At 69.9% G+C, this 22,190-nt stretch carries 18 protein-coding genes and 1 pseudogene; 13 read left to right on the top strand and 6 right to left on the bottom strand.

Annotated elements, in window-relative coordinates; genetic code table 11:
• Window positions 1-100: 100 nt before the first annotated feature.
• Both DCN14_RS06730 and DCN14_RS06725 read right to left on the bottom strand, forming a co-directional pair.
• A complete protein-coding gene (locus DCN14_RS06730; protein ID WP_096498870.1) occupies window positions 101-1,726 on the bottom strand; it encodes a rhodanese-related sulfurtransferase in 1,626 nt (541 codons plus the stop codon).
• Window positions 1,727-1,858: 132 nt separating this feature from the next.
• Window positions 1,859-2,425: a cysteine dioxygenase gene (locus tag DCN14_RS06725; RefSeq protein ID WP_096498872.1), complete on the bottom strand. Its 567-nt coding sequence runs from the start codon at window positions 2,423-2,425 to the stop codon at window positions 1,859-1,861.
• A 74-nt stretch (window positions 2,426-2,499) separates the two neighbouring features.
• Here DCN14_RS06725 and DCN14_RS06720 point away from each other — a divergent pair, with 74 nt between their 5' ends.
• Entirely contained in the window at window positions 2,500-3,423 is a 924-nt protein-coding gene (locus DCN14_RS06720) for a LysR family transcriptional regulator (protein ID WP_096498874.1), read from the top strand.
• 61 nt (window positions 3,424-3,484) lie between these two features.
• Here the strand turns inward: DCN14_RS06720 and DCN14_RS06715 are convergent, their stop codons facing one another.
• On the bottom strand, window positions 3,485-4,807 hold the full coding sequence (locus DCN14_RS06715) for an acyl-CoA dehydrogenase family protein (protein WP_096498876.1): 1,323 nt from the start codon (window positions 4,805-4,807) through the stop codon (window positions 3,485-3,487).
• A gap of 413 nt (window positions 4,808-5,220) precedes the next feature.
• Between DCN14_RS06715 and DCN14_RS06710 the strand changes: the two genes are divergently transcribed.
• The 8 genes from DCN14_RS06710 (at window position 5,221) to DCN14_RS06675 (ending at window position 13,345) form a co-directional block, all read left to right on the top strand.
• A complete protein-coding gene (locus DCN14_RS06710; RefSeq protein ID WP_096498878.1) occupies window positions 5,221-6,306 on the top strand; it encodes an LLM class flavin-dependent oxidoreductase in 1,086 nt (361 codons plus the stop codon).
• A 20-nt stretch (window positions 6,307-6,326) separates the two neighbouring features.
• Window positions 6,327-7,172 carry a class II aldolase/adducin family protein gene (locus DCN14_RS06705; RefSeq protein WP_096498881.1) on the top strand — a complete coding sequence of 282 codons (846 nt, stop codon included), beginning with the start codon at window positions 6,327-6,329 and terminating at the stop codon, window positions 7,170-7,172.
• A gap of 42 nt (window positions 7,173-7,214) precedes the next feature.
• Window positions 7,215-8,249, top strand: a complete 1,035-nt coding sequence (locus DCN14_RS06700; protein ID WP_096498883.1) for an ABC transporter substrate-binding protein — start codon at window positions 7,215-7,217, stop codon at window positions 8,247-8,249.
• 4 nt (window positions 8,250-8,253) lie between these two features.
• Complete coding sequence (locus tag DCN14_RS06695) at window positions 8,254-9,345, top strand: ABC transporter permease subunit (RefSeq protein WP_096498885.1); 1,092 nt, start codon at window positions 8,254-8,256, stop codon at window positions 9,343-9,345.
• The gene (locus tag DCN14_RS06690; protein WP_096498887.1) at window positions 9,339-10,154 is read left to right on the top strand and encodes an ABC transporter ATP-binding protein; all 816 of its coding nucleotides are present in this window, start codon (window positions 9,339-9,341) and stop codon (window positions 10,152-10,154) included. The genes DCN14_RS06695 and DCN14_RS06690 overlap by 7 nt, the downstream gene beginning before the upstream one ends.
• A 53-nt stretch (window positions 10,155-10,207) precedes the next feature.
• Window positions 10,208-11,389 carry a cytochrome c gene (locus tag DCN14_RS06685; RefSeq protein ID WP_096498889.1) on the top strand — a complete coding sequence of 394 codons (1,182 nt, stop codon included), beginning with the start codon at window positions 10,208-10,210 and terminating at the stop codon, window positions 11,387-11,389.
• Between the two features lie 44 nt (window positions 11,390-11,433).
• Window positions 11,434-12,387 carry an ABC transporter substrate-binding protein gene (locus DCN14_RS06680; protein WP_096498891.1) on the top strand — a complete coding sequence of 318 codons (954 nt, stop codon included), beginning with the start codon at window positions 11,434-11,436 and terminating at the stop codon, window positions 12,385-12,387.
• Between the two features lie 91 nt (window positions 12,388-12,478).
• On the top strand, window positions 12,479-13,345 hold the full coding sequence (locus tag DCN14_RS06675) for an MOSC N-terminal beta barrel domain-containing protein (RefSeq protein ID WP_096498893.1): 867 nt from the start codon (window positions 12,479-12,481) through the stop codon (window positions 13,343-13,345).
• A 256-nt stretch (window positions 13,346-13,601) separates the two neighbouring features.
• Here the strand turns inward: DCN14_RS06675 and DCN14_RS06670 are convergent.
• Together DCN14_RS06670 and DCN14_RS06665 are read right to left on the bottom strand one after the other, a co-directional pair.
• Window positions 13,602-14,951: pseudogene (locus DCN14_RS06670) on the bottom strand (sensor histidine kinase N-terminal domain-containing protein); the annotation flags it as partial.
• A 55-nt stretch (window positions 14,952-15,006) separates the two neighbouring features.
• Window positions 15,007-15,681, bottom strand: a complete 675-nt coding sequence (locus DCN14_RS06665; RefSeq protein ID WP_096498895.1) for a response regulator — start codon at window positions 15,679-15,681, stop codon at window positions 15,007-15,009.
• Window positions 15,682-15,804: 123 nt separating this feature from the next.
• Here DCN14_RS06665 and DCN14_RS06660 point away from each other — a divergent pair, with 123 nt between their 5' ends.
• From DCN14_RS06660 to DCN14_RS06645, 4 genes are all read left to right on the top strand, one after another.
• Window positions 15,805-16,905, top strand: a complete 1,101-nt coding sequence (locus tag DCN14_RS06660) for an ABC transporter substrate-binding protein (RefSeq protein WP_096498897.1) — start codon at window positions 15,805-15,807, stop codon at window positions 16,903-16,905.
• A 114-nt stretch (window positions 16,906-17,019) separates the two neighbouring features.
• Window positions 17,020-18,792, top strand: a complete 1,773-nt coding sequence (locus DCN14_RS06655; RefSeq protein ID WP_096498899.1) for an iron ABC transporter permease — start codon at window positions 17,020-17,022, stop codon at window positions 18,790-18,792.
• Window positions 18,785-19,852, top strand: a complete 1,068-nt coding sequence (locus DCN14_RS06650; RefSeq protein WP_096498901.1) for an ABC transporter ATP-binding protein — start codon at window positions 18,785-18,787, stop codon at window positions 19,850-19,852. Before DCN14_RS06655 ends, DCN14_RS06650 begins: the two co-directional genes overlap by 8 nt.
• 161 nt (window positions 19,853-20,013) lie before the next feature.
• A complete protein-coding gene (locus tag DCN14_RS06645; protein WP_096498903.1) occupies window positions 20,014-21,105 on the top strand; it encodes a porin in 1,092 nt (363 codons plus the stop codon).
• Window positions 21,106-21,211: 106 nt separating this feature from the next.
• Here DCN14_RS06645 and DCN14_RS06640 read toward each other — a convergent pair whose 3' ends face one another.
• A complete protein-coding gene (locus DCN14_RS06640) occupies window positions 21,212-22,183 on the bottom strand; it encodes a zinc-binding alcohol dehydrogenase family protein (RefSeq protein WP_096498905.1) in 972 nt (323 codons plus the stop codon).
• Window positions 22,184-22,190 lie beyond the last annotated feature (7 nt).

Genomic DNA, 22,190 nt, shown 5'->3' with positions numbered 1-22,190 from the left:
GTCGTCCGTCCATGCGATGCAGCACGCTGCGATGCGCTGCCGGATATGCGGCGACCGGGCGCGGCGAACGTCATGTCGCGCGCCGGTTGCCGCTCCGCACTCAGATCACGCCGAAATGATGCGTGCCGTCCCGCTTCAACTGATCGACGAGCCCGTATTCCCAGTCGAGATACGCCTGCATCGCGGCCGCCGCGTTGTTGGTGCCTTCGTACGGGCGCCGGTAGCGGTCGACGCGCGGCGATGCCAGGCGCGTCTCGCCGTGTTCGAGCGGCAGCCCCGCGTCGATCCACGCGGCCGTGCCGCCCGTCAGCACCGCGATTTCGGCGGAAGCCGGCAGCAGTGCGCGCGCGTCGTCCGCCGCGAACCGCGCGAGCAGGCTCGAGCCGCATGTGAACACGTAGCGCTGCGCCGGCGGAATCGCGGCGAGCGCGTCGCGCAACTGCGCGCGCACGACGAACCATGCGCCGGGGATATGGCGCTTCACGTAGTTCGCGCTGGTCGTCACGTCGACGATCGCGATCTCGCCTTCGGCCCCCTCCTTCAGCCAGCCCGCGAGCGTCGCGGGCGACACCTCGGTGGCCCGCGGCGTCGCCGGCACGTCGCGCGGCGGCTGGCCGCGCTCGACGAACGCCGCCGTACCGGCCGGTTCGACGACGCGCACGTCCCAGCCCATCTGCGCGAGCCACGATGCGCTCATGTCCGCGCGCACGCCGTCGTCGTCGGCGAGCACGATCCGCGCGCCGCGCACCGCCGCGTGGTGGTCGGTCTCCTGCACGAGCTGGCCGCCCGGCGTGCCGAGAAAGCCCGGCAGATGACCTGCCTCGTATTCCTCCGGCGTGCGCACGTCGAAGCGGTACAGCGTGCGGCCCGGCTCGTCGAGCGCGGCGACGTCCGCGAGCGCGATGCGCGGCACGCCGGCGCGTTCGGCCACCGCGCGCGCGGCGCGGCGGGCTTCGGCGCGCTGCGTGGCATCGATGTCGTCCGGAAAGCGTCGCGCGGCGCCGCGTTCGAGCGTCTGGCCGGCCAGCGTCCAGCCGATCGTGCCGTTGCGCAGCGCCGCGATCGGGTTCGGCAATCCCGCGTTGATCAGCGACTGCGTGCCGATGATGCTGCGCGTGCGGCCCGCGCAGTTCACCACGACCTGCGTCCGCGGGTCCGGCGCGAGCGCCCGCACGCGCAGCACCAGTTCCGCGCCCGGCACGCTCGTCGACGTCGGAATGTTCATCGTCTGGTATTCGTCGAAGCGGCGCGCATCGACGATCACGACGTCGGCCTTCGCGTCGATCAGCGCCTGCACTTCCTGCGCCGACAGCGACGGCGTGTGGCGCTCGGCCTCGACCCATTCGCCGAACGACTTGCTCGGCACGTTCACGTCGATGAACAGTTCGCCGCCCGCGGCGAGCCAGCCCGCAAGGCCGCCCTCGAGCACGCGCACGTCGGTATAGCCGAGCTGTACGAGCTTCGCGGCCGCGCGCGGCGCGAGATCCTCGCCGCCGGCTTCGCCGTAGACGACGATCGGCGTGTCGCGGCGCGGAATGCGCGTCCACGCGTCGAGTTCGAGCTTCGACAGCGGAAAGTTCGCGGCCCACAGCGGATGGCCCTGCGCGTACGGGTCTTCCTCGCGCACGTCGATCAGCGCGATCTCGTCGCGGGCCAGCAGGCGCGCGCGTACGTCCTGGTACGACGCGGCGGGAAAACGGAAAGTGGAATCAGCGGATTGCGTCACGATGTCTCTGTTGAATGCTGTTGAAGTCGGTGAAGAAAACGCACGAAAACGAACGAAAACGGATGAATCTTGCGGCTGCCGGCGCGCGCGTGCAACGGGCCGCTCACGCGCATCCGGCTGCACGCATGCGCGTCAGGCATTCGAATAGCCGGACACGAACGGCTTCACGGTGCCGTCGTCGAGGAACACCGCGCGCTCGACCTTGCCGATGTTCGCACCGTACACGTGGATGCTGATCGACACCTGGTCGGCAAACGCGTTGGTCACGCGATGCACGTCGCCGATGCGCGGCGACACGGCCTCGACCTCGCCGGGCCGGAGCCGCACCGCATTGCCCGCCGGCACCGGCTTGCCGGTCGCGTCGAACCGGTACGGCTGCGAAAACTCGCCGCCGCGCAGCATCCCGATCAACCCCCACACCGTGTGGTTGTGGATCGGCGTCGTCTGGCCGGGCCCCCACACGAAGCTGACGACGGAGAACCGCTCGTCGGGATCGAGATGCAGCAGGTACTGGCGGTAGCGTTCAGGGTCCGGTTGCGCGAACGCGTCGGGCAGCCAGTCGTCGTGCGCGACGAGCGCGCCGAGCAGCGCACCGCCCTCGTCGAGGATGCGCGCCTCGTTCGCGCCGGACGCGAGCAACGCGCCCAGCCCGTCGACGAACGGACGCAGCGGCGTCTGATGCAACGAAAGCGTACTCATCGGCTGCCTCCTCGAATATGATGCCGAATATGATGGATCGTCATGATGCACCTGAAAGACCATGCAGAACAAACATGAAAATTAGCGATATCGATGCTTTTGCAGCGGTCGTGCGCTGTCAGACCCTGAGCCAGGCCGCGGCCGAACTCGGCATGACGCAGCCGGCGATCACGCGGCGCGTGCAGAATCTCGAGGAAGCGCTCGGCGTGACGCTGCTCGACCGCAACACGAAGCCGCCGCGCCCGACCGACATCGGGCTGCAGGTGTTCGCGCAGTGCCGCACGATCCTGCGCGAAGTCGATGCGCTGCGCGAACTGACGGCCGGCCAGCGGCCGCCCGCCGGCGAGTTCCGCGTCGGCCTCACGCAGGGGCTCGGCGAGCTGATGCTGCCCGGCCTGATCGCGCAGCTCGCCGAACCCTGGCCCGCGCTCGCGACGCAGGTCACGACCGCGTGGGGCGGCATGCTCGTCGAGCGCGTCGCGCGCCGCGAACTCGACGCGGCGCTGGTATTCCTCGCGCGCGAGATGGTGCTGCCGCCGCAGGTCGAAGGCGTTCGGCTGCTGGCCACGCGGCTCGTCGCGGTCGGCCGCAAGGGCGACTGGCCGCGCCGCAGCTACCGGCTCGCGGATTGCCATGCGCGCGGCTGGGTACTCAATCCCGACGGCTGCGGCTTTCGTGCCGGCCTGCGCCGCGCGCTCGACGCGCAGGGGCTGCCGATGCCGGTCACGCTCGATACCTATGGCCGCGACCTGCAACTGCAGAGCGTCGCGAACGGGTTCGGCATCGGGCTGATGCCGCTGCCGCTCGTCGAAGGCAGCCCGCTGCGCGATGCGCTCGACATCGTGCCGCTCGCCGATTTCAAACCGCAGATCGACCTGTGGCTGCTGCACCGGCAGGACGCCGCGCGCTTCGCGGCGCCGCTCGCGGCCGTGGCCGCGCATGCGCGCACGGCGTTCGCACTGCCCGCGGATGCGGCCGAACACGACGAAGCCGCCTGAGCCGAACCGGCGGCGCCGGCACGGCGTCGTCCGGGTTCCGCCGACTGCAACACCGCCCCGCTCACGCATCGTTTCGACCGGACGCAGGCGCGTGGCGGGACGACGCTTCGGCCTTAGCGTTCGTCGCTGCACGCCGCGCCGCCGCATCGAGCGCGGCGCGCCCCGCGGCAACCGCGATCGCATCATCCTGCGGCGTATGCACGCGGCTGCACAGCACGTCGCGATAGTGGCGTTCGAGCGGATTGTGGCGGCTCAGCCCGTGATTGCCCGACAGCTTCAACGCGTGCTCGACGACGCGGATCGCCTGTTCCGTCACGGTCCGCTTGACGAGCCCGCTCGTCGTCACCGACGGCGCGTCGCCCGCATCGGTGCGCGCGATGTGATCGTCGAGCAGCACGCGGTTCGCATGCAGCCAGCCTTCGATCTCGCCGACGGCTTCCTGCACGCGCGGCAGCGTCGCGAGCGGCGCACCGAGCCCGCTCGGCGCGCGGGTCGTCGCGAAATCGAGCAGCCAGTCGCGCGCCGCGCGCGCCACCGCGTCGTAAAGACTGCCGAGCAGCGCGACCATCCACGCCTGCTGGTCGGTCTGCGCGTCGGCATCCGCGTGACTCGCGGCCGACACGGCCCAGGCATCCGGCGCGCGCACGTCCACCGCATGATCGGCGGGGAGCGGCACGTCGTCGAACACCGCCTCGTGGCTGCCCGATGCGCGCAGGCCGAGGTGATCCCAGCTTTCGATCACGCGGATCCGCGCGTCGTCCGCGCCGCGCTCGCGCGGCACGAGGAACACGCCGACGCGCGGCTCGGGTTCGTCGGTGCGCGCCCACACGGCCAGCCAGCGCAGCGCCGGAATGCCGGTGCTGTACAGCTTGTGGCCGGACAACCGCCAGCCGTCGCCGTCGCGGCGCGCGATCGTTTCCGGCAAGCCGCCGCGCGATGGCGAGCCGAGCGCCGGCTCGACGCGCAATGCGTTGATCAGCGCGCCTTCGTCGACCGCGCTATCGAACACCGCCGCTCGCAGGCGCGCGGGCCAGCGGTTATCGGCCCGGCCGAGCGCGCGATGCTGCAGATACGTCATCGTCAGCACCAATGCGGTGGCGGGATCGGCACGCCCGACGGCAGCCACGATCCGGCTCGCCTGCGCGAGCGTCGCGCCGGCGCCGCCATGCTCGCGCGGCACGACCTGGGCGATCAGCCCAGCGCGATGCAGCCGCGCGAAGTTCTCGTGCGGGAAACGTCGTTCGGTGTCGTTGCGGGCCGCGTCCGCGGCGAGTTCGGACGAAAGACGTTCGAGCAGCGCGGCGACGCGCGCATCGTCGGCAGGCAGGTGGCGCAGCGACGACTGCTGCGAAGGTGGCGAGGAGGCAGCAAGGCTGGCGGACATCGGTACGGATTCCCTCGGTAACGGCGTAAGGCGTAATCGACTGGATTACGCAACGGCGGAGATCGACAGGCGGGTGGCGCGGCGGGCTCGGCCGCGGGTCCTCTTCGACCCGGCGTCGCCGATGCCCCGGCGTTCGGAGGCGGACCGCGACGGACCGCGCACCTCGCGCGGCATCCCGATCCCGCGCATACCCGCGCCGCGGCCTTCCGCGACACGCAGCCGCCACCCTCCCGATTCGATCGCGAACCCACAGCGTATGCGCAACGCGCAAGCGCCCAAACCATGCAAATCTGATATTCAAATCGGGATTGATTATTTCCATTTCGCATGATCGCGGCGGTAATCTGCGCTCCATTCCCGCCCCGGACAGCCGCCGCTGGCCGTGCCGGGCCGTCCCAGCACCGGAGACCCAGATGAGCGTCGAATTCATCGGCATGATCCAGAGCCAGAAGCAGTCGGAAATCCATCCGCCGTCCGGCCCTGTCGTCGACCCCGACTATGTCCGCGCGTTCGCCCGCGCCCACGAAACGGCCGGTTTCGACCGGATCCTCGTTCCGCACCACTCGACCGGCCCGTCGGCCACGCTGACGATCGCGTTCGCGGCCGCCGCGACCGAGCGCATCCATTTCATGCTCGCGCATCGCCCGGGCTTCACCGCGCCGACGCTCGCCGCGCGGCAGATCGCGACGCTCGACCAGTTCAGCCGCGGCCGGCTCGCCGTGCACTTCATTTCCGGCGGCTCGGACAGCGAACAGCAGCGCGACGGCGATTTCCTCGATCACGACGCGCGCTATGCGCGCACCGACGAATATCTCGGCATCCTGCGGCGCATCTGGACCGAAACGAAGCCGTTCGATCACGACGGCGCGCATTACCGCTTCACGCAGGGCTTTTCGGACGTGAAGCCGTTCCAGCAACCGCACGTGCCGATCTACTTCGGCGGCGCGTCGGAAGCGGCGCTCGACGTGGCCGGCAAGCACGCGGACGTCTATGCGCTGTGGGGCGAATCGCTCGACCAGGTGCGCGACCTGACGACCCGCGTGCGCGCCGAAGCCGCGAAGCACGGCCGACAGGTGCGCTTCTCCGTGTCGTTCCGCCCGATTCTCGCGGCGACCGAAGACGAAGCGTGGGCGCGCGCGCATCGCATCCTCGACGAAACGCGCCGGCTGCGCGAAGCGGCCGGGCTCGGCGCGGGCGGCCCGCAGCAGAGCGAAGGCGCGCGCCGCCTGCTCGCCGCGGCCGATCGCGGCGCGCGCGTCGACAAGCGGCTGTGGACCGAGATCGCGAAGCTCACCGGCGCGCGCTCGAATTCGACCGCGCTGGTCGGCACGCCCGAACAGGTCGCCGATGCGCTGCTCGACTACTACGACCTCGGCGTGACGACGTTCCTGATCCGCGGCTTCGACCCGCTCGACGATGCGATCGACTTCGGCCGCGAGCTGATTCCGCGCGTGCGCAGCGCCGTTGCCGCACGCGACGCCGCGCGTCGCGCCGCCTGACGCAACCGGAGACGCCCGCCATGTCCGCCGTCCTGTCCTCTTCCCCGCCCGTGCGCACCGCGTCGGGCCTCGTGCTCGCCGACACGCCGCGCCAGCATTTCTGGTTCGAACCGTCCGCGCCGCGCGTCGACGTCGCCGCCGAGCGCCGCCATCGGCAGGAGCGGCTCGCGGCCGCATTCCGCCTGTTCGCACGCTTCGGCTTCGCATCGGGGCTCGCCGGCCACATCACCGCGCGCGATCCGGAATTGCCCGACCACTTCTGGGTGAATCCGCTCGGCGTGCATTTCTCGCAGATCAAGGTGTCGGACCTCCTGCTCGTCAATGCGCGCGGCGAAACCGCGATCGGCAACCGGCCGCTGAACAAGGCCGCGTTCGCGATCCATGCGGCGATCCACGACGCGCACCCGCACATCGTCGCGGCCGCGCACACGCATTCGACCTACGGCAAGGCGTGGTCGACCCTCGGCCGCACGCTCGACCCGCTGACGCAGGACGCATGCGTGTTCTACGAGGACCACGCGCTGTTCGACGACTTCACGGGGATGGTGGTCGATACGAGCGAAGGCGCGCGGATCGCCGACGCACTCGCGAAACCCGACGGCACGACGCACAAGGGCGCGATCCTGAAAAACCACGGGATCCTGACGGCCGGCCCGACCGTGGAAGCCGCCGCGTGGTGGTACATCGCGCTCGACAACGCCGCACATACGCAGCTGCTCGCCGAAGCGGCCGGCACGCCGCAACCGATCGACCACGCCACCGCGCAGCACACGCATGGCCAGATCGGCGGCCCCGACGGCGCGCTGCATGCGTTCGACAGCCTGTTCGCGCGCGTCGTCGCCGACGAACCCGACCTGCTCGACTGACCACCCTCGCACGAAACCGGAACCGCAACCGGAGACCACACCATGACCGATACTCCCGCATCCGCGCCGCCCGGCGCGCACGACGACAAACGCCGCCGGCTGCTGCGCGCGGCTGGCGCGGCCGCGCTCGCCGCGCCGGCGATCACGCTCGGCCGCAAGGCGTGGTCCGCGCCGCCGCTGAAGAAGCTCACGTTCGCGTGGAACCAGAACGCGTTCTGCCTGACGCCGATCGTCGTCGCGCAAGAGAACGGCTTCTTCGAGAAGAACGGGCTGAAGGTCGAGCTGATCAACTACAGCGGGTCGACCGACCAGCTGCTCGAATCGATCGCGACCGGCAAGGCCGACGCGGCGGTCGGGATGATCCACCGCTGGCTCAAGCCGCTCGAAGCCGGTTTCGACGTGAAGATCATCGGCAGCTCGCACGGCGGCTGCGTGCGGCTGCTCGGTTCGAAGACGGCCGGCGTCACGACGCTGCAGGCGCTGAAGGGCAAGACCGTCGGCGTCAGCGATCTCGCCGCGCCCGGCAAGCACTTCTTCTCGATCCTGCTCGCGAAGAACGGCATCGATCCCGAGCGCGACATCACGTGGCGGCAGTATCCGGCCGACCTGCTCGGCGTGGCGGTCGACAAGGGCGAGATCCAGGCGATCGCCGACGGCGACCCGAACCTCTATCTGCTCGAGAAGCGCAGCAACGGCGCGTATGCGGAACTCGCGACGAACCTGTCCGGCGAATACGCGCGCAAGGTGTGCTGCGTGATCGGCGCGCGCGGCGACCTCGTGCGCAACGACCGGCCGACCGCTGCCGCGCTCGCGCGCTCGATCGTGCAGGCCACCGAATACACGCACGACAACCCGAACGAAGCCGCGAAGGCGTTCGCGAAGTATTCGCCGAAGATCAACCCGGACGACCTGCGCAAGCTGTACGCGACGCTGACCTATACGCACCACCCGACCAACGTCGACCTGCAGCAGGAAATCGCGTTCTATGCGGACGATTTCCGCCGCATCAACGTGCTGAAGAAGAGTACGGACCCGCAGCGCTTCGCGCAGCAGGTCTATGCGAACGTGCTGGGGTGACGCGATGTCGACGATCGAACACGCCTCCACCACACGCTCCGCGTCGGCACCGGCCGGCGCCGCCACCGCTACGCCGCCCCGTGCCGCGTGCACGGCCTGCGACGCGACGCTCGCGGCCGAAGCCCGCCGGGCGCGCACCTGGCCGACCGGCATCGTCGCGGCGCTCGCGTGGGCCGTGCTCGGCGCGCTCACTCAGCTGTGGCCGAACCGCGTCGTCGGCTTCACCGACTGGGCGTACACCGACACGTTCGGCACCGCCGCGTGGGTGATCGCCGCGCTGCTGCTCGTCGCCGCGACGCTCGGCCATCGCGTGCCGGCCACGCGCGCACGGCTCGCCCGCGTGCGTGCGGCCGGCCCGTGGCTCGTCGCGCTGCCGCTCGTGCTCGCCGCGTGGGAAATCGTCACCGCGAAAACCGGCTGGCTGCCGACGCCGTTCTTCGCGCCGCCGCAGGCGCTGATCGAGGTGTACGTCGACGACTGGCCGCGCCTCGCCGGCAGCGCCGGCAATACGCTGAAGCTGCTCGCGCTCGGCTTTGCGTACGGCGTCGCGGTCGGGTTCGCCGTCGGCGTGTCGATCGGCTGGTCGCGCCGCATCGGCTACTGGGTCCATCCGGTGCTGCGCGTGCTCGGCCCCGTGCCGGCCACCGCACTGCTGCCGCTCACGTTCTACTTCTTCCCGACCAGCTATTCGGCCGCCGCGTTCCTGATCGCGCTGGCGACCGGCTTCCCGGTCGCGGTGCTGACATGGTCGGGCGTCGCGAGCGTGAACCGGCAGTACTACGACGTCGCGCGCACGCTCGGGGCGAACGCGCGCTTCCTGGTGCTGCGCGTCGCGATTCCGGCCGCGCTGCCGCACGTGTTCGTCGGCATCTTCATGGGGCTGAGCGCGTCGTTCACGGTGCTGGTCGTCGCCGAGATGATGGGCGTCAAGTCGGGGCTCGGCTGGTACCTGAGCTGGGCGCAGGGCTGGGCATCGTACGTGAACATGTATGCGGCGCTGATCGTGATGGCGCTGCTGTTTTCCGGGCTGATCGCATTGCTGTTCGCGGTGCGCGACCGTGTGCTCGCGTGGCAGAAAGGAACCGTCAAATGGTAAGCGCCGCCGTTCTCGAATCGTCCGTTTCAGCGGCGCCCGCCGCGGCAGCGCCGCGCGGCGCGCGCATCGACATCCGCCACGTGAGCCATGCGTTCGACGGCCCCGGCGGCCCGCTGCCGGTGCTCGACGACGTCACGTTGTCGGTCGCGGCCGGCGAATTCGTCGCGCTGCTCGGCCCGAGCGGCTGCGGGAAATCGACGCTGCTGCGGCTCGTCGCGGGCCTCGACGCCGCACGGCAAGGCACGATCGCGCAGGACGGCGCGCCGATCGAGCAGCCCGATCCGTCGCGCATCGTCGTGTTCCAGGATCCGACGCTGTACCCGTGGCGCCGCGTGCGCGCGAACGTCGCGCTCGGCCTCGAAGCGCGCGGCGTGGCGCGCACCGCGCAGCATCGCGTCGACGATGCGCTCGCGCGCGTCGGGCTGCAGGAATTCTCGAACGTGTTTCCGCATCAGCTGTCGGGCGGGATGGCGCAGCGCGTCGCGCTCGCGCGGGCGCTCGTCAACGATCCGCGGCTGCTGATTCTCGACGAGCCGCTCGGCAAGCTCGACTCGCTGACGCGGCTCACGATGCAGGCCGAACTCACCGCGCTGTGGCAACGCGACGGATTTTCCGCGCTGCTCGTCACGCACGACGTCGAGGAAGCGCTGTTCCTCGCGCAACGCGTGATCGTGTTCGGGCCGCGTCCCGCCCGGATCGTCGCGGAACTGCGCGTCGACCTGCCCTATCCGCGCCATCGCGGCGACCCGCGCCTTGCCGAACTGCGCCACGAAGCGCTGCGGCATCTCGGACTCGATGCGAGCTGGTAGATGCGCGGTGTCGTTCGCCGGCTGGCCGGTTCGCGGCGGCACGGGCCGCGCCGATGAGCGCGCCGCCATTCGCCGACTGGGCGCTCGTCTTCCTGCAACTGCTGTATCGCGTGCAGACCGTGCTATCTCAGGCGCTGCATGCGGCCGGGCTGACCGGCGACGCCGACGGGCAAGCCGCGTGGCCGTGGGCGCACCGGATCGCGCTGGAAACGCTGCGCATCGACACGGGGCTCACGCGGCAGCTCGCGTTCGCCGTTGCGGCGACCGCGCTCGCCGTCGCGCTTGGGGGCGTCGCGATCGCGTCGCGCAGGTGGCGTGTGGCGTCGGCCATCGCCGCGCTGGCCGTCGCGTGGTTCGCGCCGTGGCCGCCGTCGTCGCTGTGGCTCGCACCCGCCGTGCCCACGAGCTTCCAGCGCAATCCCGCGCCCTTTTCCGTGGAACACGTGATGCACGGCGCACATCTGTATGCGCAACACTGCGCGGCCTGCCACGGCGCGGACGGCCGCGGCGAAGGACCGCTCGCGGCAACGCTCGCGCACTGGCCGCCGACCTTCGCCGGCACGCTGCTCGCGCGCCGGCTCGACGGCGAACTGTACTGGCGCGTGCGGCATGGCACGCACGACGGACACGGCGCGCCGTCGATGCCCGGCTTTGCCGCGACGCTCGACCCCGCCGACACCTGGGCCGTGCTCGACTACCTGAAAGCGCTGTCGGCCGGCAGCGGCGCGCAGGCCGAAGGTGCGTGGCCCGTGCCCGTCCCGCTGCCGGTGCTCGACGTGCGCTGCGGCAACGCCGCGCCGCAACCGCTCGACCGCTGGCGCGAAGGCCAGCGTGTGCGCATCGTCGCGCTCGCGCCGGGCGGCACGCCGCCGGCGGAAGACCCGCGCTGGCAGACGTTGCTCGTCACCGACGGCGCGACGCCCGCGCCATTGGCCGGCGGCTCGCGTGCGAGCTGCGTCGCGTCGACGCCCGGCGCATGGCAAGCGTTCGCGACGATCGCGGGCGTGGCGCCCGATACGCTAGGCGGCACGCAGTTGCTCGCCGACCGGCGCGGCTGGCTGCGCGCGCGTGCGTTGCCGGGCAGCGCGGGCTGGTCGGCCGACGACCTGCTGTGCCGCTCGGATGCGACCGCACGGCCGTCGACCGTCGCCACGAACGCCGATCCGCTGACTGCACTGCTGCTGCGCGTGGATGCCGAACCGGTGCGCGACGTGCAGGCCGGCCTTCCGCATTGAATCCCTGAACCGCTTCCGAATCATTTCCACGACCGAACTTCACGATGAATCCGACCCGACGCCAGTTCCTCGCCCAGGCAAGCGCCCTCGCCACCGTCGCCCTGGCTCCGGCCGCACTGCACGCGCAATCGGGCGCCCGGCCGCTGCTACGCGCCGGCGACCAGAAAGGCGGGCTGCGCGCGCTGCTCGAAGCGGCCGGCGAACTGAACGGTCTCGCCTACGACATCGCGTGGACCGAATTCCCGGCCGCCGCGCCGCTGGCCGAAGCGCTGAACGCGGCGGCCGTCGACTGCGGGCCGATCGGCGATGCACCGGTGATCTTCGCGCTCGCGTCCGGCGCGCGCATCAAGGTGATCGGCGCGAACCGTTCCGACCCGTACGGCACCGCCGTGCTCGTGCGACCGGACGCAACGCTCAAAGGCGCGGCCGACCTCAAAGGCAAGCGCATCGGCACCACGCGCGGCTCGATCGGCCATTTCGTCACGCTGAAGGCGCTCGACGCAGCCGGGCTGCCGCCCGACGCCGTGTCGTTCCGCTTCCTGTCGCCGGCCGACACGATGCTTGCGCTCGCAACCGGATCGATCGACGCGTGGGCGACGTGGGAGCCGTACACCGCGCTGGCCGAAACGAGCGGCCGCGCGCGCGTGCTGGTCAGCGGCCGCGGGCTGTGGTCGGGCCTCAGCTACGTCGCGGCCACCGACGCGGCGATCGCGTCGAAGCGCGACGTGCTGCGCGATTTCGTGCAACGCGTCGTCCGCGCGCAGGTCTGGTCGTACCGCCACGTCGACGCGTATTCCGCGGCGCTTGCCCGCATCATCGGCATCCCGCCGGCCGCCGCGAAACTGCAGTTCGAGCGCCGCAACACACGCTGGCAGGCGATCGACGCGACGGTGATCGCCGAGCAGCAGCGCACGGCCGACTTCTACCTGAAGGCCGGGCTGCTGCGCCAGCCGCTCGACGTGCGCACGACGTTCGACCTCGGCTTTCCGCTGGCGTGAGCGGCGGCGCGGCGGTGCGCAACCGCCCGAACGGCTTTCGCACGATCTGGCACAATCGCGATTCGACCCACCTCGCCTGTCCGCCAGCGTCATGCCAGCCATCTCCGAACTCTTCGTCTACCCGATCAAATCCTGTGCCGGCATCGCGCTGTCGCGCTCGCAGCTGCTCGAAACGGGCCTCGCATACGATCGCCACTGGCTGATCACGACCCCGGACGGGATGATGATCACGCAACGCACGCACCCGCGCCTCGCGCTGATCCGCACCGCGCTCGAAAGCGATGCGCTGGTGCTGAACGCGCCGGGCATGCCGGAGATCCGCACGCCGCTCGACGGCGATGCGACGCCCGCGACGCCGAAGATGGCCGCGACCGTCTGGCGCGACACCGTCGACGCGATCGACACCGGCGCCGAAACGGCCGCGTGGCTCACCGAATTCCTCGGCGTGCCGCTGAAGCTCGCGCGCTTCGGCGCCGACGCACGCCGCGGCTGCAACCGCAAATGGACCGGCGACATCGATACGCACACGCAGTTCGCGGACGGCTATCCGCTGCTCGTGATCGGCCAGTCGTCGCTCGACGACCTGAACGCGAAGCTCGCCGCGAAAGGCGCGCCGGCGATTCCGATGAACCGTTTCCGTCCGAACATCGTCGTGTCGGATCTCGATGCATACGAAGAGGATTTCGTCGAACATCTCGACGCCGACGGCGCGACGCCCGTGCGGCTGCGCCTCGTGAAGCTGTGCACACGCTGCCCGATGCCGACGATCGACCAGGCAACCGGCGCACCGAACCCGGCGTGGCCGCACGAGCCGACCGACACGATGCAGACCTATCGCGCGAACCCGAACTACGAAGACGCGCTGACGTTCGGCATCAACGCGATCGTCGTCGAAGGCGCGGGCGCATGGCTCGAGGTCGGACAGGCAGTCGAGGCGGAGATCGGCTTCGGCGATTGAGCGGCGCTCATGGAACCGTATCGCCGTCGCCCGAATAGCCGGTAGACCGGTCGAACCTCGCGCCGACGATCACGTCCCGTTCCCCGCCCGCTCGCTGCGGCACGCGCGGCCGCAATGCTCGCCCCGTCGTAGCCGCTGAACGGATCGCCGAGGTCGACGCGCGCATCGGCGCGCGTGCCGGGCCGTCCGTCACGCGCCCTCCTTGCGGCACACGCCCGTCGGCTTGCGCCAGCGGCAGCAGGATCGTCACGACCAACCCGCCGCCCACCGCATCCGCCAGCGTCACGCTGCCCTGATGCACGCGCGCGATCTCCCGCACGATCGACAGCCCGAGCCCCGTGCCTTCGACCGTCTGCGTCTTGCTGCCGCGATGGAAGCGCTCGAACACCGCGTCGCGCTCGCCGGCCGGAATACCCGGCCCGTTGTCGATCACGTCGAGCCGCGCATGCTCGCCGTCACGCGACACGCGCACCGTGATCACCGCGCGATCGCCCGCGTAGCGGATCGCGTTGTCGACCAGGTTGCCGATCATTTCGCCGAGCAGGTCCGGCTGCCCGAGCACGTCGACATCGGCCTCGTGCTCGAACCCCAGGTCGATGTCGCGCGAGCGGGCAACCGGCGACCAGTCGAGCGTCACGCTGCGCGCGAGCCGGTGCAGCGCGAGCCGCTGGTGCGCGACGGCCTGGCCGCTGTCCGAATCCAGCCGCGACAGCGACAGCAGTTGCTGGACGATCTTCGCGGCCTGCCGCACCGCGCCGTTCACGCGCCGCAGATGCACGTTCACGCGCGGCTGCTCGTCGGGCCGCAACGCCAGCTCGACGCCGGCCTGCACGGCCGCGAGCGGCGTTTTCAGCTGATGGGCCGCATCGGCGAAGAAACGCCGGCGCGCGACCTGCATCCGCTGCGTGCGGCCGATGTACTGGTTGATCGACTCGACGAGCGGCGCGAGCTCGCTCGGCATGCCGCCGGTGTCGAGCGGCGTCGGATCGGCGTCGCTGCGCGCGGCGACCGTCGCCGACAGCCGGTTCAGCGGCCGCAACCCGCGCCCGACGCCGAGCCACACGATCCCGAGCGCGAGCACGACGAGCAGCCCCTCCTGCAGCAGCGAGCCCATCAGGATCTCGCGCGCGAGCGCCTGGCGCGCCTCGATCGTCTCGCCGACCATCACCCAGACGATGCGCGTCTGCGCGGTCGGCACGTCGTGCACCGGCACGCGCAGCGCGGCCATGCGCAACTGCTCGCCGCGATAGACGACGTCGTAGTAGCGCGTCGCGAACAGCGCGCCGTCGCCCTGCGGCAGCGGCAGATCCGGATAGCCGGTGATCGTGCGGCCGTTGTCTTCGCGGATCAGGTAGTAGATCTTGCCGCCGTCGCCCGACTCGAACATCTCGAGCGCGAGATACGGCAGGTCGACCTCGATCTCGCCCTCGTTGAGCCGCACGCCTTCGCGAATCGACTTCAGCGACGACGACAGCGTGCGGTCGAACGCGACGTGCGCGGCGCTCATCGCGCGCTGGTACGTGAGCCACGAGTCGAGCGCGAGCAGCCCGAGCAGCGGCAGCAGCAGCCACAGCGCGACCTGCGTGCGCAGGTTCGGACGACGCATCATGCGTGCCGCCGGGCCGCAGCGGCGACGGGCCGAGCGCGGGCGCGGAGGCGGTTCATTCCGCCGCCTTCGCTTCGAGCAGATATCCGAGCCCGCGCAGCGTGACGATCGCGATGCCGGTGTTCTCGAGCTTCTTGCGCAGCCGGTACACGTAGATCTCGATCGCATCCGCGTTGACCGACTCGTCGAGCCCGAAGATCTTCTCCGACAGCGTTTCCTTGTTGATCGCGCGGCCGTTGCGCAGGATCAGCACCTCCAGCACCGAGCGCTCGCGCGGCGTGAGCGACAAGGGTTCGCCGGCGAGGCGGAAACTGCGATCGACGCTGTCGTACGACAGCGTCCCGCATTCGACCTGCGAATGCTCGTGGCCGAGGCTGCGCCGGATCAGCGCGCGGGCGCGCGCCTCCAGTTCGGTCAATTCGAACGGCTTCGCGAGATAATCGTCGGCCCCGAGGTCGAGCCCCTTCACGCGGTCCTCGACCGAGCCGTGCGCGGTGAGGATCAGCACCGGCACCGGATTGCGGCGCGCGCGCAGCCGCCGCAGCACCTCGAGCCCGTCGAGCTTCGGCAGCCCGAGATCGAGGATCACCAGCGCGTAATCCTGCGTGCGCAGCACGTGATCCGCCGCCTCCCCGTCCGCCATGTGATCGACCGCGAAACGCGCGGCGCTCAGCGCGTCGTTCAGCGATTGCGCCAGGTTCGGGTTGTCTTCGACGAGCAGCACACGCATGGGGACCTCGGGAAATCCATGACTCAAAGGCCGCTATTGTGAACCGAAATGAAAGCGGGCTGAAAGTGCGTCGCAATTAACATCCGCAGCACTCGAACAACACACAGGTAACTGGAGGAAGACATGCCGTTTGCACCGAAGCACCTCGCCGCCGCGCTGGCGATCGTCCTGGGCACCGCCGCCGGTGGCGCCGCCGCGCAGGTTCCGGCCGGGTATCCGGGTAACTACCAGGGTGTGGTCGACGCCGCGAAGAAGGAAGGCAAGCTGATCGTCTACTCGACGACCGACACGGGCCTCGTCCGCCCGCTGATCAAGGACTTCGAAAGCCTGTACGGCGTGAAGGTCGAGTACAACGACATGAACAGCACCGAACTGTACAACCGCTACATCAGCGAGAACGCGGCGAGCAGCACCAGCGCCGACGTGCTGTGGAGCTCGGCGATGGACCTGCAGGTCAAGCTCGTCAACGACGGGCTGATGGCGTCGTACGATTCGCCCGAAAGCCCGAACGTGCCGCAATGGGCGCAGTACCAGAAGCAGGCGTACGGCACGACGTTCGAGCCGCTCGCGATCGTCTACAACAAGCGCCTGATCCCCGAGAACGAAGTGCCGAAGACCCGCGCCGATCTCATCAAGCTGCTCGCCACGCAGGCCGACAAGTTCAAGGGCAAGGTCACGACCTACGACATCGAGAAATCGGGCGTCGGCTTCAACTACCTGACGCAGGACGCGCACGTGAACGAGAAGGTCACGTGGGAGCTCGTGAAGGCGATCGGCGCGACCGGCCCGAAGCTGCAGTCGAGCACCGGCGCGATGATGGAGCGGATCTCGTCGGGCGAGAACCTGATCGGCTACAACATCATCGGCTCGTATGCCTATGCGAAGGCGAAGAAGGACAAGTCGATCGGCTACGTGTTTCCGAAGGACTACACGCAGGTCGTGAGCCGCCTCGCGACGATCTCGAAGAAGGCGAAGAACCCGAACGCCGCGAAGCTGTGGGTCGACTACCTGCTGTCGAAGCGCGGCCAGACGCTGATCGCGAACCAGGCGAACCTGTACGCGATCCGCACGGACGTGAGCGGCGAAACGTCGGCCGCGAGCCTCACGAAGGAACTCGGCGACTCGCTGAAGCCGATCCAGATCGGCACCGGCCTGCTCGTCTATCTCGACCAGTCGAAGCGCCTCGCGTTCCTGAAGCAATGGCAGCAGGCGATCAAGCGCTGACCGGTTGACCGGCTTCGGCCGGCCACGCGCCGCCGCCGCACTTCGCGCGCGGCGGCCCCTTCCCCTTACCGACTTCCTAGAGGCGGCCATCCGGATGGCCGCAGGGGTGAACTCATGCTTTCAACCAGCACACGGGCAACGGCGCCGGCCGCACCGCCCTCCACCGGCCACGGCGGCGCGATCCCCGCGCTGCCGGCCAACAGCCTGCAGCCGCTCGCCGGCATGCTGCGCTGGATCGTCGTCGCGGTGCTCACCATCGCGGTCGCGCTGCCGCTCGGCTTCATCCTGTTCCAGAGCTTCCTGTCCGCGCCGTTCTTCGACGCGAACAAGACGCTCGGCATCGAAGGCTTCCGCTTCATCTTCACCGACCCCGACTTCTGGTCGGCCGTGAAGAACTCGTTCATCATCGCCGGCGGGATGCTGTTCATCTCGATCCCGCTCGGCGGCATTCTCGCGTTCCTGATGGTGCGCACCGACCTGCCCGGCCGCCGCTGGCTCGAACCGCTGCTGCTCACGCCCGTGTTCGTGTCGCCGATGGTGCTCGCGTTCGGCTACGTGGTCGCGGCCGGCCCGGTCGGCTTCTACTCGGTGTGGTTCAAGGAACTGTTCGGGGTGCAGAACGTGCCCTGGAACGTGTATTCGATTTTCGCGATCACGGTGATCGTCGGCCTCACGCACGTGCCGCACGTGTATCTGTATTCGTCGGCCGCGCTGCGCAACCTCGGCTCGGACGTCGAGGAAGCCGCGCGCGTGACGGGCGCCCGCCCGTTCCGCGTCGCGCTCGACGTGAGCCTGCCGATGACGATGCCCGCGCTGCTGTTCGCCGGCGTGCTCGTGTTCTTCCTCGGCTTCGAGGTGTTCGGGCTGCCGCTCGTGCTCGGCGATCCGGAAGGCCACCTCGTGCTCGCGACCTACCTGTACAAGCTGACCAACAAGCTCGGCGTGCCGTCGTATCACCTGATGGCCGCGGTCGCGGTGTGCATCGTCGCGATCACGTTCCCGCTCGTGCTGCTGCAGCGCCGCCTGCTGAAGACGGCCAACCGCTTCGTGACCGTCAAGGGCAAGGCCGGCCGCGCGACGGTGCTGCCGCTCGGCGTCTGGCGCTGGGTCGCGCTCGCGATCGTCGCACTGTGGCTGATGCTGACCGTGATCGTGCCGATCTCCGGCATCGTGCTGCGCGCGTTCGTGACCAACTGGGGCGAAGGCGTCGCGCTCGCCGAAGTGCTGACGCTGTCGAACTTCACCGAGCTGTTCGAGCAGGACAACCTGGTGCGCGCGATCGTCAACACGCTCGGCATCGGCGTGATCGGCGGCGCGCTCGCGGTCGGCTTCTACTCGCTCGTCGCGTTCGCCGGCCACCGCCGCCACGACTGGGCGACCAAGCTGCTCGACTACCTCGTGCTGCTGCCGCGCGCGGTGCCGGGCCTGCTCGCCGGTCTCGCGTTCCTGTGGATCTTCCTGTTCGTCCCCGGCCTGCGCGAGCTCAAGAACTCGATGTGGAGCATCTGGATCGCGTACACGGTCGTGTGGCTCGCATACGGGATGCGGCTCATCCAGAGCGCGCTGCTGCAGGTCGGCCCCGAGCTCGAGGAAGCCGGCCGCAGCGTCGGCGCGACGCGCAGCCGCGTGTCGCTCGACGTCACGCTGCCGCTCGTGCGGTTCGGCCTGCTCGCCGCGTGGCTGCTGATCTTCATGATCTTCGAGCGCGAATACTCGACCGCCGTCTATCTGCTGTCGCCCGGCACCGAAGTGATCGGCGCGCTGCTCGTGTCGCTGTGGGCGACCGGCGCCGTCGACCAGGTCGCCGCGCTCTCTGTCATCAACATCGCGATGGTCGGCGCCGGTCTCGGCGTGGCCCTGCGTTTCGGAGTGAAACTTCATGGATAAGCTCATCGTCGACGACCTGCACCTCAGCTACGGCGCCAACCCGATCCTCAAGGGCGTGTCGTTCGAACTGAAGGCCGGCGAAGTCGTGTGCCTGCTCGGCGCGTCGGGCAGCGGCAAGACCACGCTGCTGCGCGCGGTGGCCGGCCTCGAACAGCCGTCCGACGGGCGCATCCAGCTCGACGAGCGAGTGTTCTTCGACGGCGCGCAGCGTGTCGACCTGCCCGTCGAACAGCGCTCGCTCGGCCTCGTGTTCCAGTCGTACGCGCTGTGGCCGCACCGCACCGTCGCCGACAACGTCGGTTACGGACTCAAGCTGCGCCGCGTCGCGCCGGCCGAACAGAAGCGCCGCGTGCAGACCGCGCTCGACCAGCTCGGCCTCGGCCATCTCGCCGAACGCTTTCCGCACCAGTTGTCGGGCGGCCAGCAGCAGCGCGTCGCGATCGCGCGCGCGCTCGTCTACAACCCGCCGGTGATCCTGCTCGACGAGCCGCTGTCGAACCTCGATGCGAAGCTGCGCGAGGAAGCGCGTGCGTGGCTGCGCGAGCTGATCGTGTCGCTCGGGCTGTCGGCGCTCTGCGTGACGCACGACCAGACCGAAGCGATGGCGATGTCCGATCGCATCCTGCTGCTGCGCAACGGCCGCATCGAACAGGAAGGCACGCCGGCCGAGCTGTACGGTGCGCCGCGCTCGCTGTACACCGCCGAATTCATGGGCAGCAACAACCGGATCGACGCGCGCGTCGCGGCCGTCGACGGCGAGCGCGTGACCCTCGCCGGCGACGGCTGGGAGCTGCAGGCGCTCGCCCGCGACACGTTCGCGCCGGGCCAGGACGCGCAGGCCGTGATCCGCCTCGAGCGCGTGCAGGTCGCCGACGGCCCGGGCGCGAACCGGCTGCAGGCCGATCTCGTCACGTCGATGTATCTCGGCGACCGCTGGGAATACCTGTTCCATTGCGGCGAGATGCGCCTGCGCGCATTCGGCCACGTGCCGCGCGCGGCCGGCAAGCACTGGATCGAATTCCCGGCCAACGACTGCTGGGCGTTCGCGAAAGCGGGCTGACCCCGGCGCGGCGGCCCGCGCGCGCCGCCGCGCATGCATGCCAGCGCGCATCCCGTCCCGACACACGCGATCGGCGGACGCTTCCCTGCGTCCGCCGCGGACGGCTGCGCGCCGCGTACCCGTTTTACCCCGACCCACAAGAAACCAAGGAGACACCGTCAATGAAGTCACGCGCAGAACGTTCCCTTCGCACCGCCGTCCTGACCGGCTCGGCCGTCGCCGCCGGCTTCGCGGCAAGCGCCGCGCATGCGCAGTCGTCGGTCACGCTGTACGGGATCATGGATGCCGGCATCGAATACGCGAATCACGCGGCGCCCGACGGCGGCAATTCGTTCAAGCTGAAATCCGGCAACAAGAACACGTCGCGCTGGGGCCTGCGCGGCGTCGAGGATCTCGGCGGCGGGCTGAAGGCCGTGTTCCGCCTCGAAAGCGGGATCGACCTCGCGAACGGCACGTTCGACGACGGCGCCGATTCGATCTTCGCGCGCCGCGCGACGGTCGGCCTGAAAGGCAAATGGGGCGAACTCTCGCTCGGCCGCAACTTCACCGTCACCTACGACTACATGCTGCCGTTCGACCCGATGGGGTATGCGCAGAACTACTCGTGGGCGACGTCGTCGATGGCGACCGGCGGCCGCAAGGACGGCCTCTTCACGCGCTCGTCGAACGCCGTGCGCTACGACGGCGAATTCGGCGGCTTCAAGTTCGGCGCGCTGTACGGCTTCGGCAACGTGCCCGGCAGCGTGAAGACCAGCTCGAAGTACGACTTCGCGCTCGGCTACGAGACGGGCCCGTTCGCCGCGGTCGTCACGTTCGACCGGCAGAACGGCGCGGCCGACAGCGTCACGCCGGCCGATACCGTCAACACTATCCAGGGCATCCATGCGGGCCTGAGCTACGACTTCGGCAACCTGAAGACGATGGCCGGCTATCGCAACTATCGGCGCACGTATCACACGAGCGCGGCGAATCAGTTGAGCGACATGTATTGGCTGGGCGGGTCGTACCGGTTCACGCCGACGTTCTCGCTGATCGCGGCCGTCTATCATCAGAACATCAAGGGCGGCAGCGATGCGGACCCGACGCTGGTGTCGGTGCGCGCGCAATATGCATTGTCGAAGCGCACGGTGCTGTACGCGGCCGGCGCGTTCGCGATCGCGCAGCATGGGGAGAAGGTCGGCGTGTCGCGCGACTTTGACGGATACGGGACGACGCAGGTCGGCGTGACGGCCGGGATTCAGCAGCGGTTCTGAGTTTGACGCAACGGGCGGCGACGTGCGATTGCCGCCCTTCCGCCCTCCGCCGGCGGGCGGGGCGGCGCGGTCGAGGGCCGGTGCGGCTCTGCGCGCCGGTGAATGTTCACCACGCTCCCCCGCCGCGCATCGTAAACACCGGCCGCACCTGACTGTCTGCATCCGCCCAGTGCTCGTCGACAGCCGACAGCGGCACCGCACGCGTGTCGATCGCGAGGCCCGCCGCGTCGGCCGCGCCGAACACGCCGCGCACGGCGACCAGCAACCGCGGCAGCGACACGCTGCCGAGGCCGCTGCCCATCAGTTCGATCGCCGTCGCACGCAGGACGGCGCCCGGCAGCAGCACGTCCGCGCCGCCGATCGATCCGATCTGCACGAAACGCAACCGGCGGCCGGCGGGCGTCGCCTTTGCCGCGGCAATCAGCAACGCCTGTGCGCTGGCGCCCCACAGATAGTCGAGCACGACGTCGACGCCCGCACGAAAATGCGGTTCGAACGCACGCGCCAGATGCGCGTCGTCCTGCCGCAGCGAGACGACCGCATCCGCGCCCGCGTGCTGCAATGCCTCCAGGGCGCCCGCATTGCGGCTTGTCGCGACGACCTTCGCGGCGCCGAGGTGCTTCGCGATCCGCACGGCGAGCCGTCCCGACGCGCCCGTCGCGCCGTTGACCAGCACCGTCTCGCCGGGAGCCAGGCGCGCACGCTCGGTCAGCGCCGCCCACGATGACATCGCGGGAATCGCGATCGCCGCGGCCGTGACGTCGTCGAGCGCGTCCGGCAGCGGCACGCAATGCGCGTCGGGTGCGATCGTACGCTCGGCCATCGCGCCGAACGGCGCGGGCGGGCCGAAAAAATAGACGCGTTGGCCGTCGTCGCGGCGGCCGACACCGTCGACACCCACGACGAACGGATAACGCCCGCCCGACGAATAATGGGTGCCCGACGCACGCGCCTGTGCGAGCCGGCTCAGCGCGGATGCCGTCACGTCGATCAGGCAATGATCCGGCATCGCGCGCGGCGGTTCGAATTCCATATGGACGGGACGCTCGCCGGCCCCCTTCACGACTGCAGCTTTCATGGTGGCT

It is taken from the genome of Burkholderia sp. IDO3 (genome assembly GCF_003366075.1).
Lineage (GTDB): Bacteria > Pseudomonadota > Gammaproteobacteria > Burkholderiales > Burkholderiaceae > Burkholderia > Burkholderia anthina.
Note: the sequence above shows the minus strand (reverse complement) of the source record. Positions and strands in the feature narration are given on the sequence as shown.

What these genes read in the sequence shown, in the direction of transcription:
- DCN14_RS06650 (WP_096498901.1), top strand. Translation starts at nt 18,785, where the DNA reads ATGGATAAGCTCATCGTCGACGACCTGCACCTCAGCTACGGCGCCAAC.
- DCN14_RS06675 (WP_096498893.1), top strand. Translation starts at nt 12,479, where the DNA reads ATGCCAGCCATCTCCGAACTCTTCGTCTACCCGATCAAATCCTGTGCC.
- DCN14_RS06725 (WP_096498872.1), bottom strand. Translation starts at nt 2,425, where the DNA reads ATGAGTACGCTTTCGTTGCATCAGACGCCGCTGCGTCCGTTCGTCGAC.
- DCN14_RS06655 (WP_096498899.1), top strand. Translation starts at nt 17,020, where the DNA reads ATGCTTTCAACCAGCACACGGGCAACGGCGCCGGCCGCACCGCCCTCC.
- DCN14_RS06645 (WP_096498903.1), top strand. Translation starts at nt 20,014, where the DNA reads ATGAAGTCACGCGCAGAACGTTCCCTTCGCACCGCCGTCCTGACCGGC.
- DCN14_RS06705 (WP_096498881.1), top strand. Translation starts at nt 6,327, where the DNA reads ATGTCCGCCGTCCTGTCCTCTTCCCCGCCCGTGCGCACCGCGTCGGGC.
- DCN14_RS06720 (WP_096498874.1), top strand. Translation starts at nt 2,500, where the DNA reads ATGAAAATTAGCGATATCGATGCTTTTGCAGCGGTCGTGCGCTGTCAG.
- DCN14_RS06700 (WP_096498883.1), top strand. Translation starts at nt 7,215, where the DNA reads ATGACCGATACTCCCGCATCCGCGCCGCCCGGCGCGCACGACGACAAA.
- DCN14_RS06715 (WP_096498876.1), bottom strand. Translation starts at nt 4,807, where the DNA reads ATGTCCGCCAGCCTTGCTGCCTCCTCGCCACCTTCGCAGCAGTCGTCG.
- DCN14_RS06680 (WP_096498891.1), top strand. Translation starts at nt 11,434, where the DNA reads ATGAATCCGACCCGACGCCAGTTCCTCGCCCAGGCAAGCGCCCTCGCC.
- DCN14_RS06665 (WP_096498895.1), bottom strand. Translation starts at nt 15,681, where the DNA reads ATGCGTGTGCTGCTCGTCGAAGACAACCCGAACCTGGCGCAATCGCTG.
- DCN14_RS06710 (WP_096498878.1), top strand. Translation starts at nt 5,221, where the DNA reads ATGAGCGTCGAATTCATCGGCATGATCCAGAGCCAGAAGCAGTCGGAA.
- DCN14_RS06660 (WP_096498897.1), top strand. Translation starts at nt 15,805, where the DNA reads ATGCCGTTTGCACCGAAGCACCTCGCCGCCGCGCTGGCGATCGTCCTG.
- DCN14_RS06690 (WP_096498887.1), top strand. Translation starts at nt 9,339, where the DNA reads ATGGTAAGCGCCGCCGTTCTCGAATCGTCCGTTTCAGCGGCGCCCGCC.
- DCN14_RS06640 (WP_096498905.1), bottom strand. Translation starts at nt 22,183, where the DNA reads ATGAAAGCTGCAGTCGTGAAGGGGGCCGGCGAGCGTCCCGTCCATATG.
- DCN14_RS06695 (WP_096498885.1), top strand. Translation starts at nt 8,254, where the DNA reads ATGTCGACGATCGAACACGCCTCCACCACACGCTCCGCGTCGGCACCG.
- DCN14_RS06685 (WP_096498889.1), top strand. Translation starts at nt 10,208, where the DNA reads ATGAGCGCGCCGCCATTCGCCGACTGGGCGCTCGTCTTCCTGCAACTG.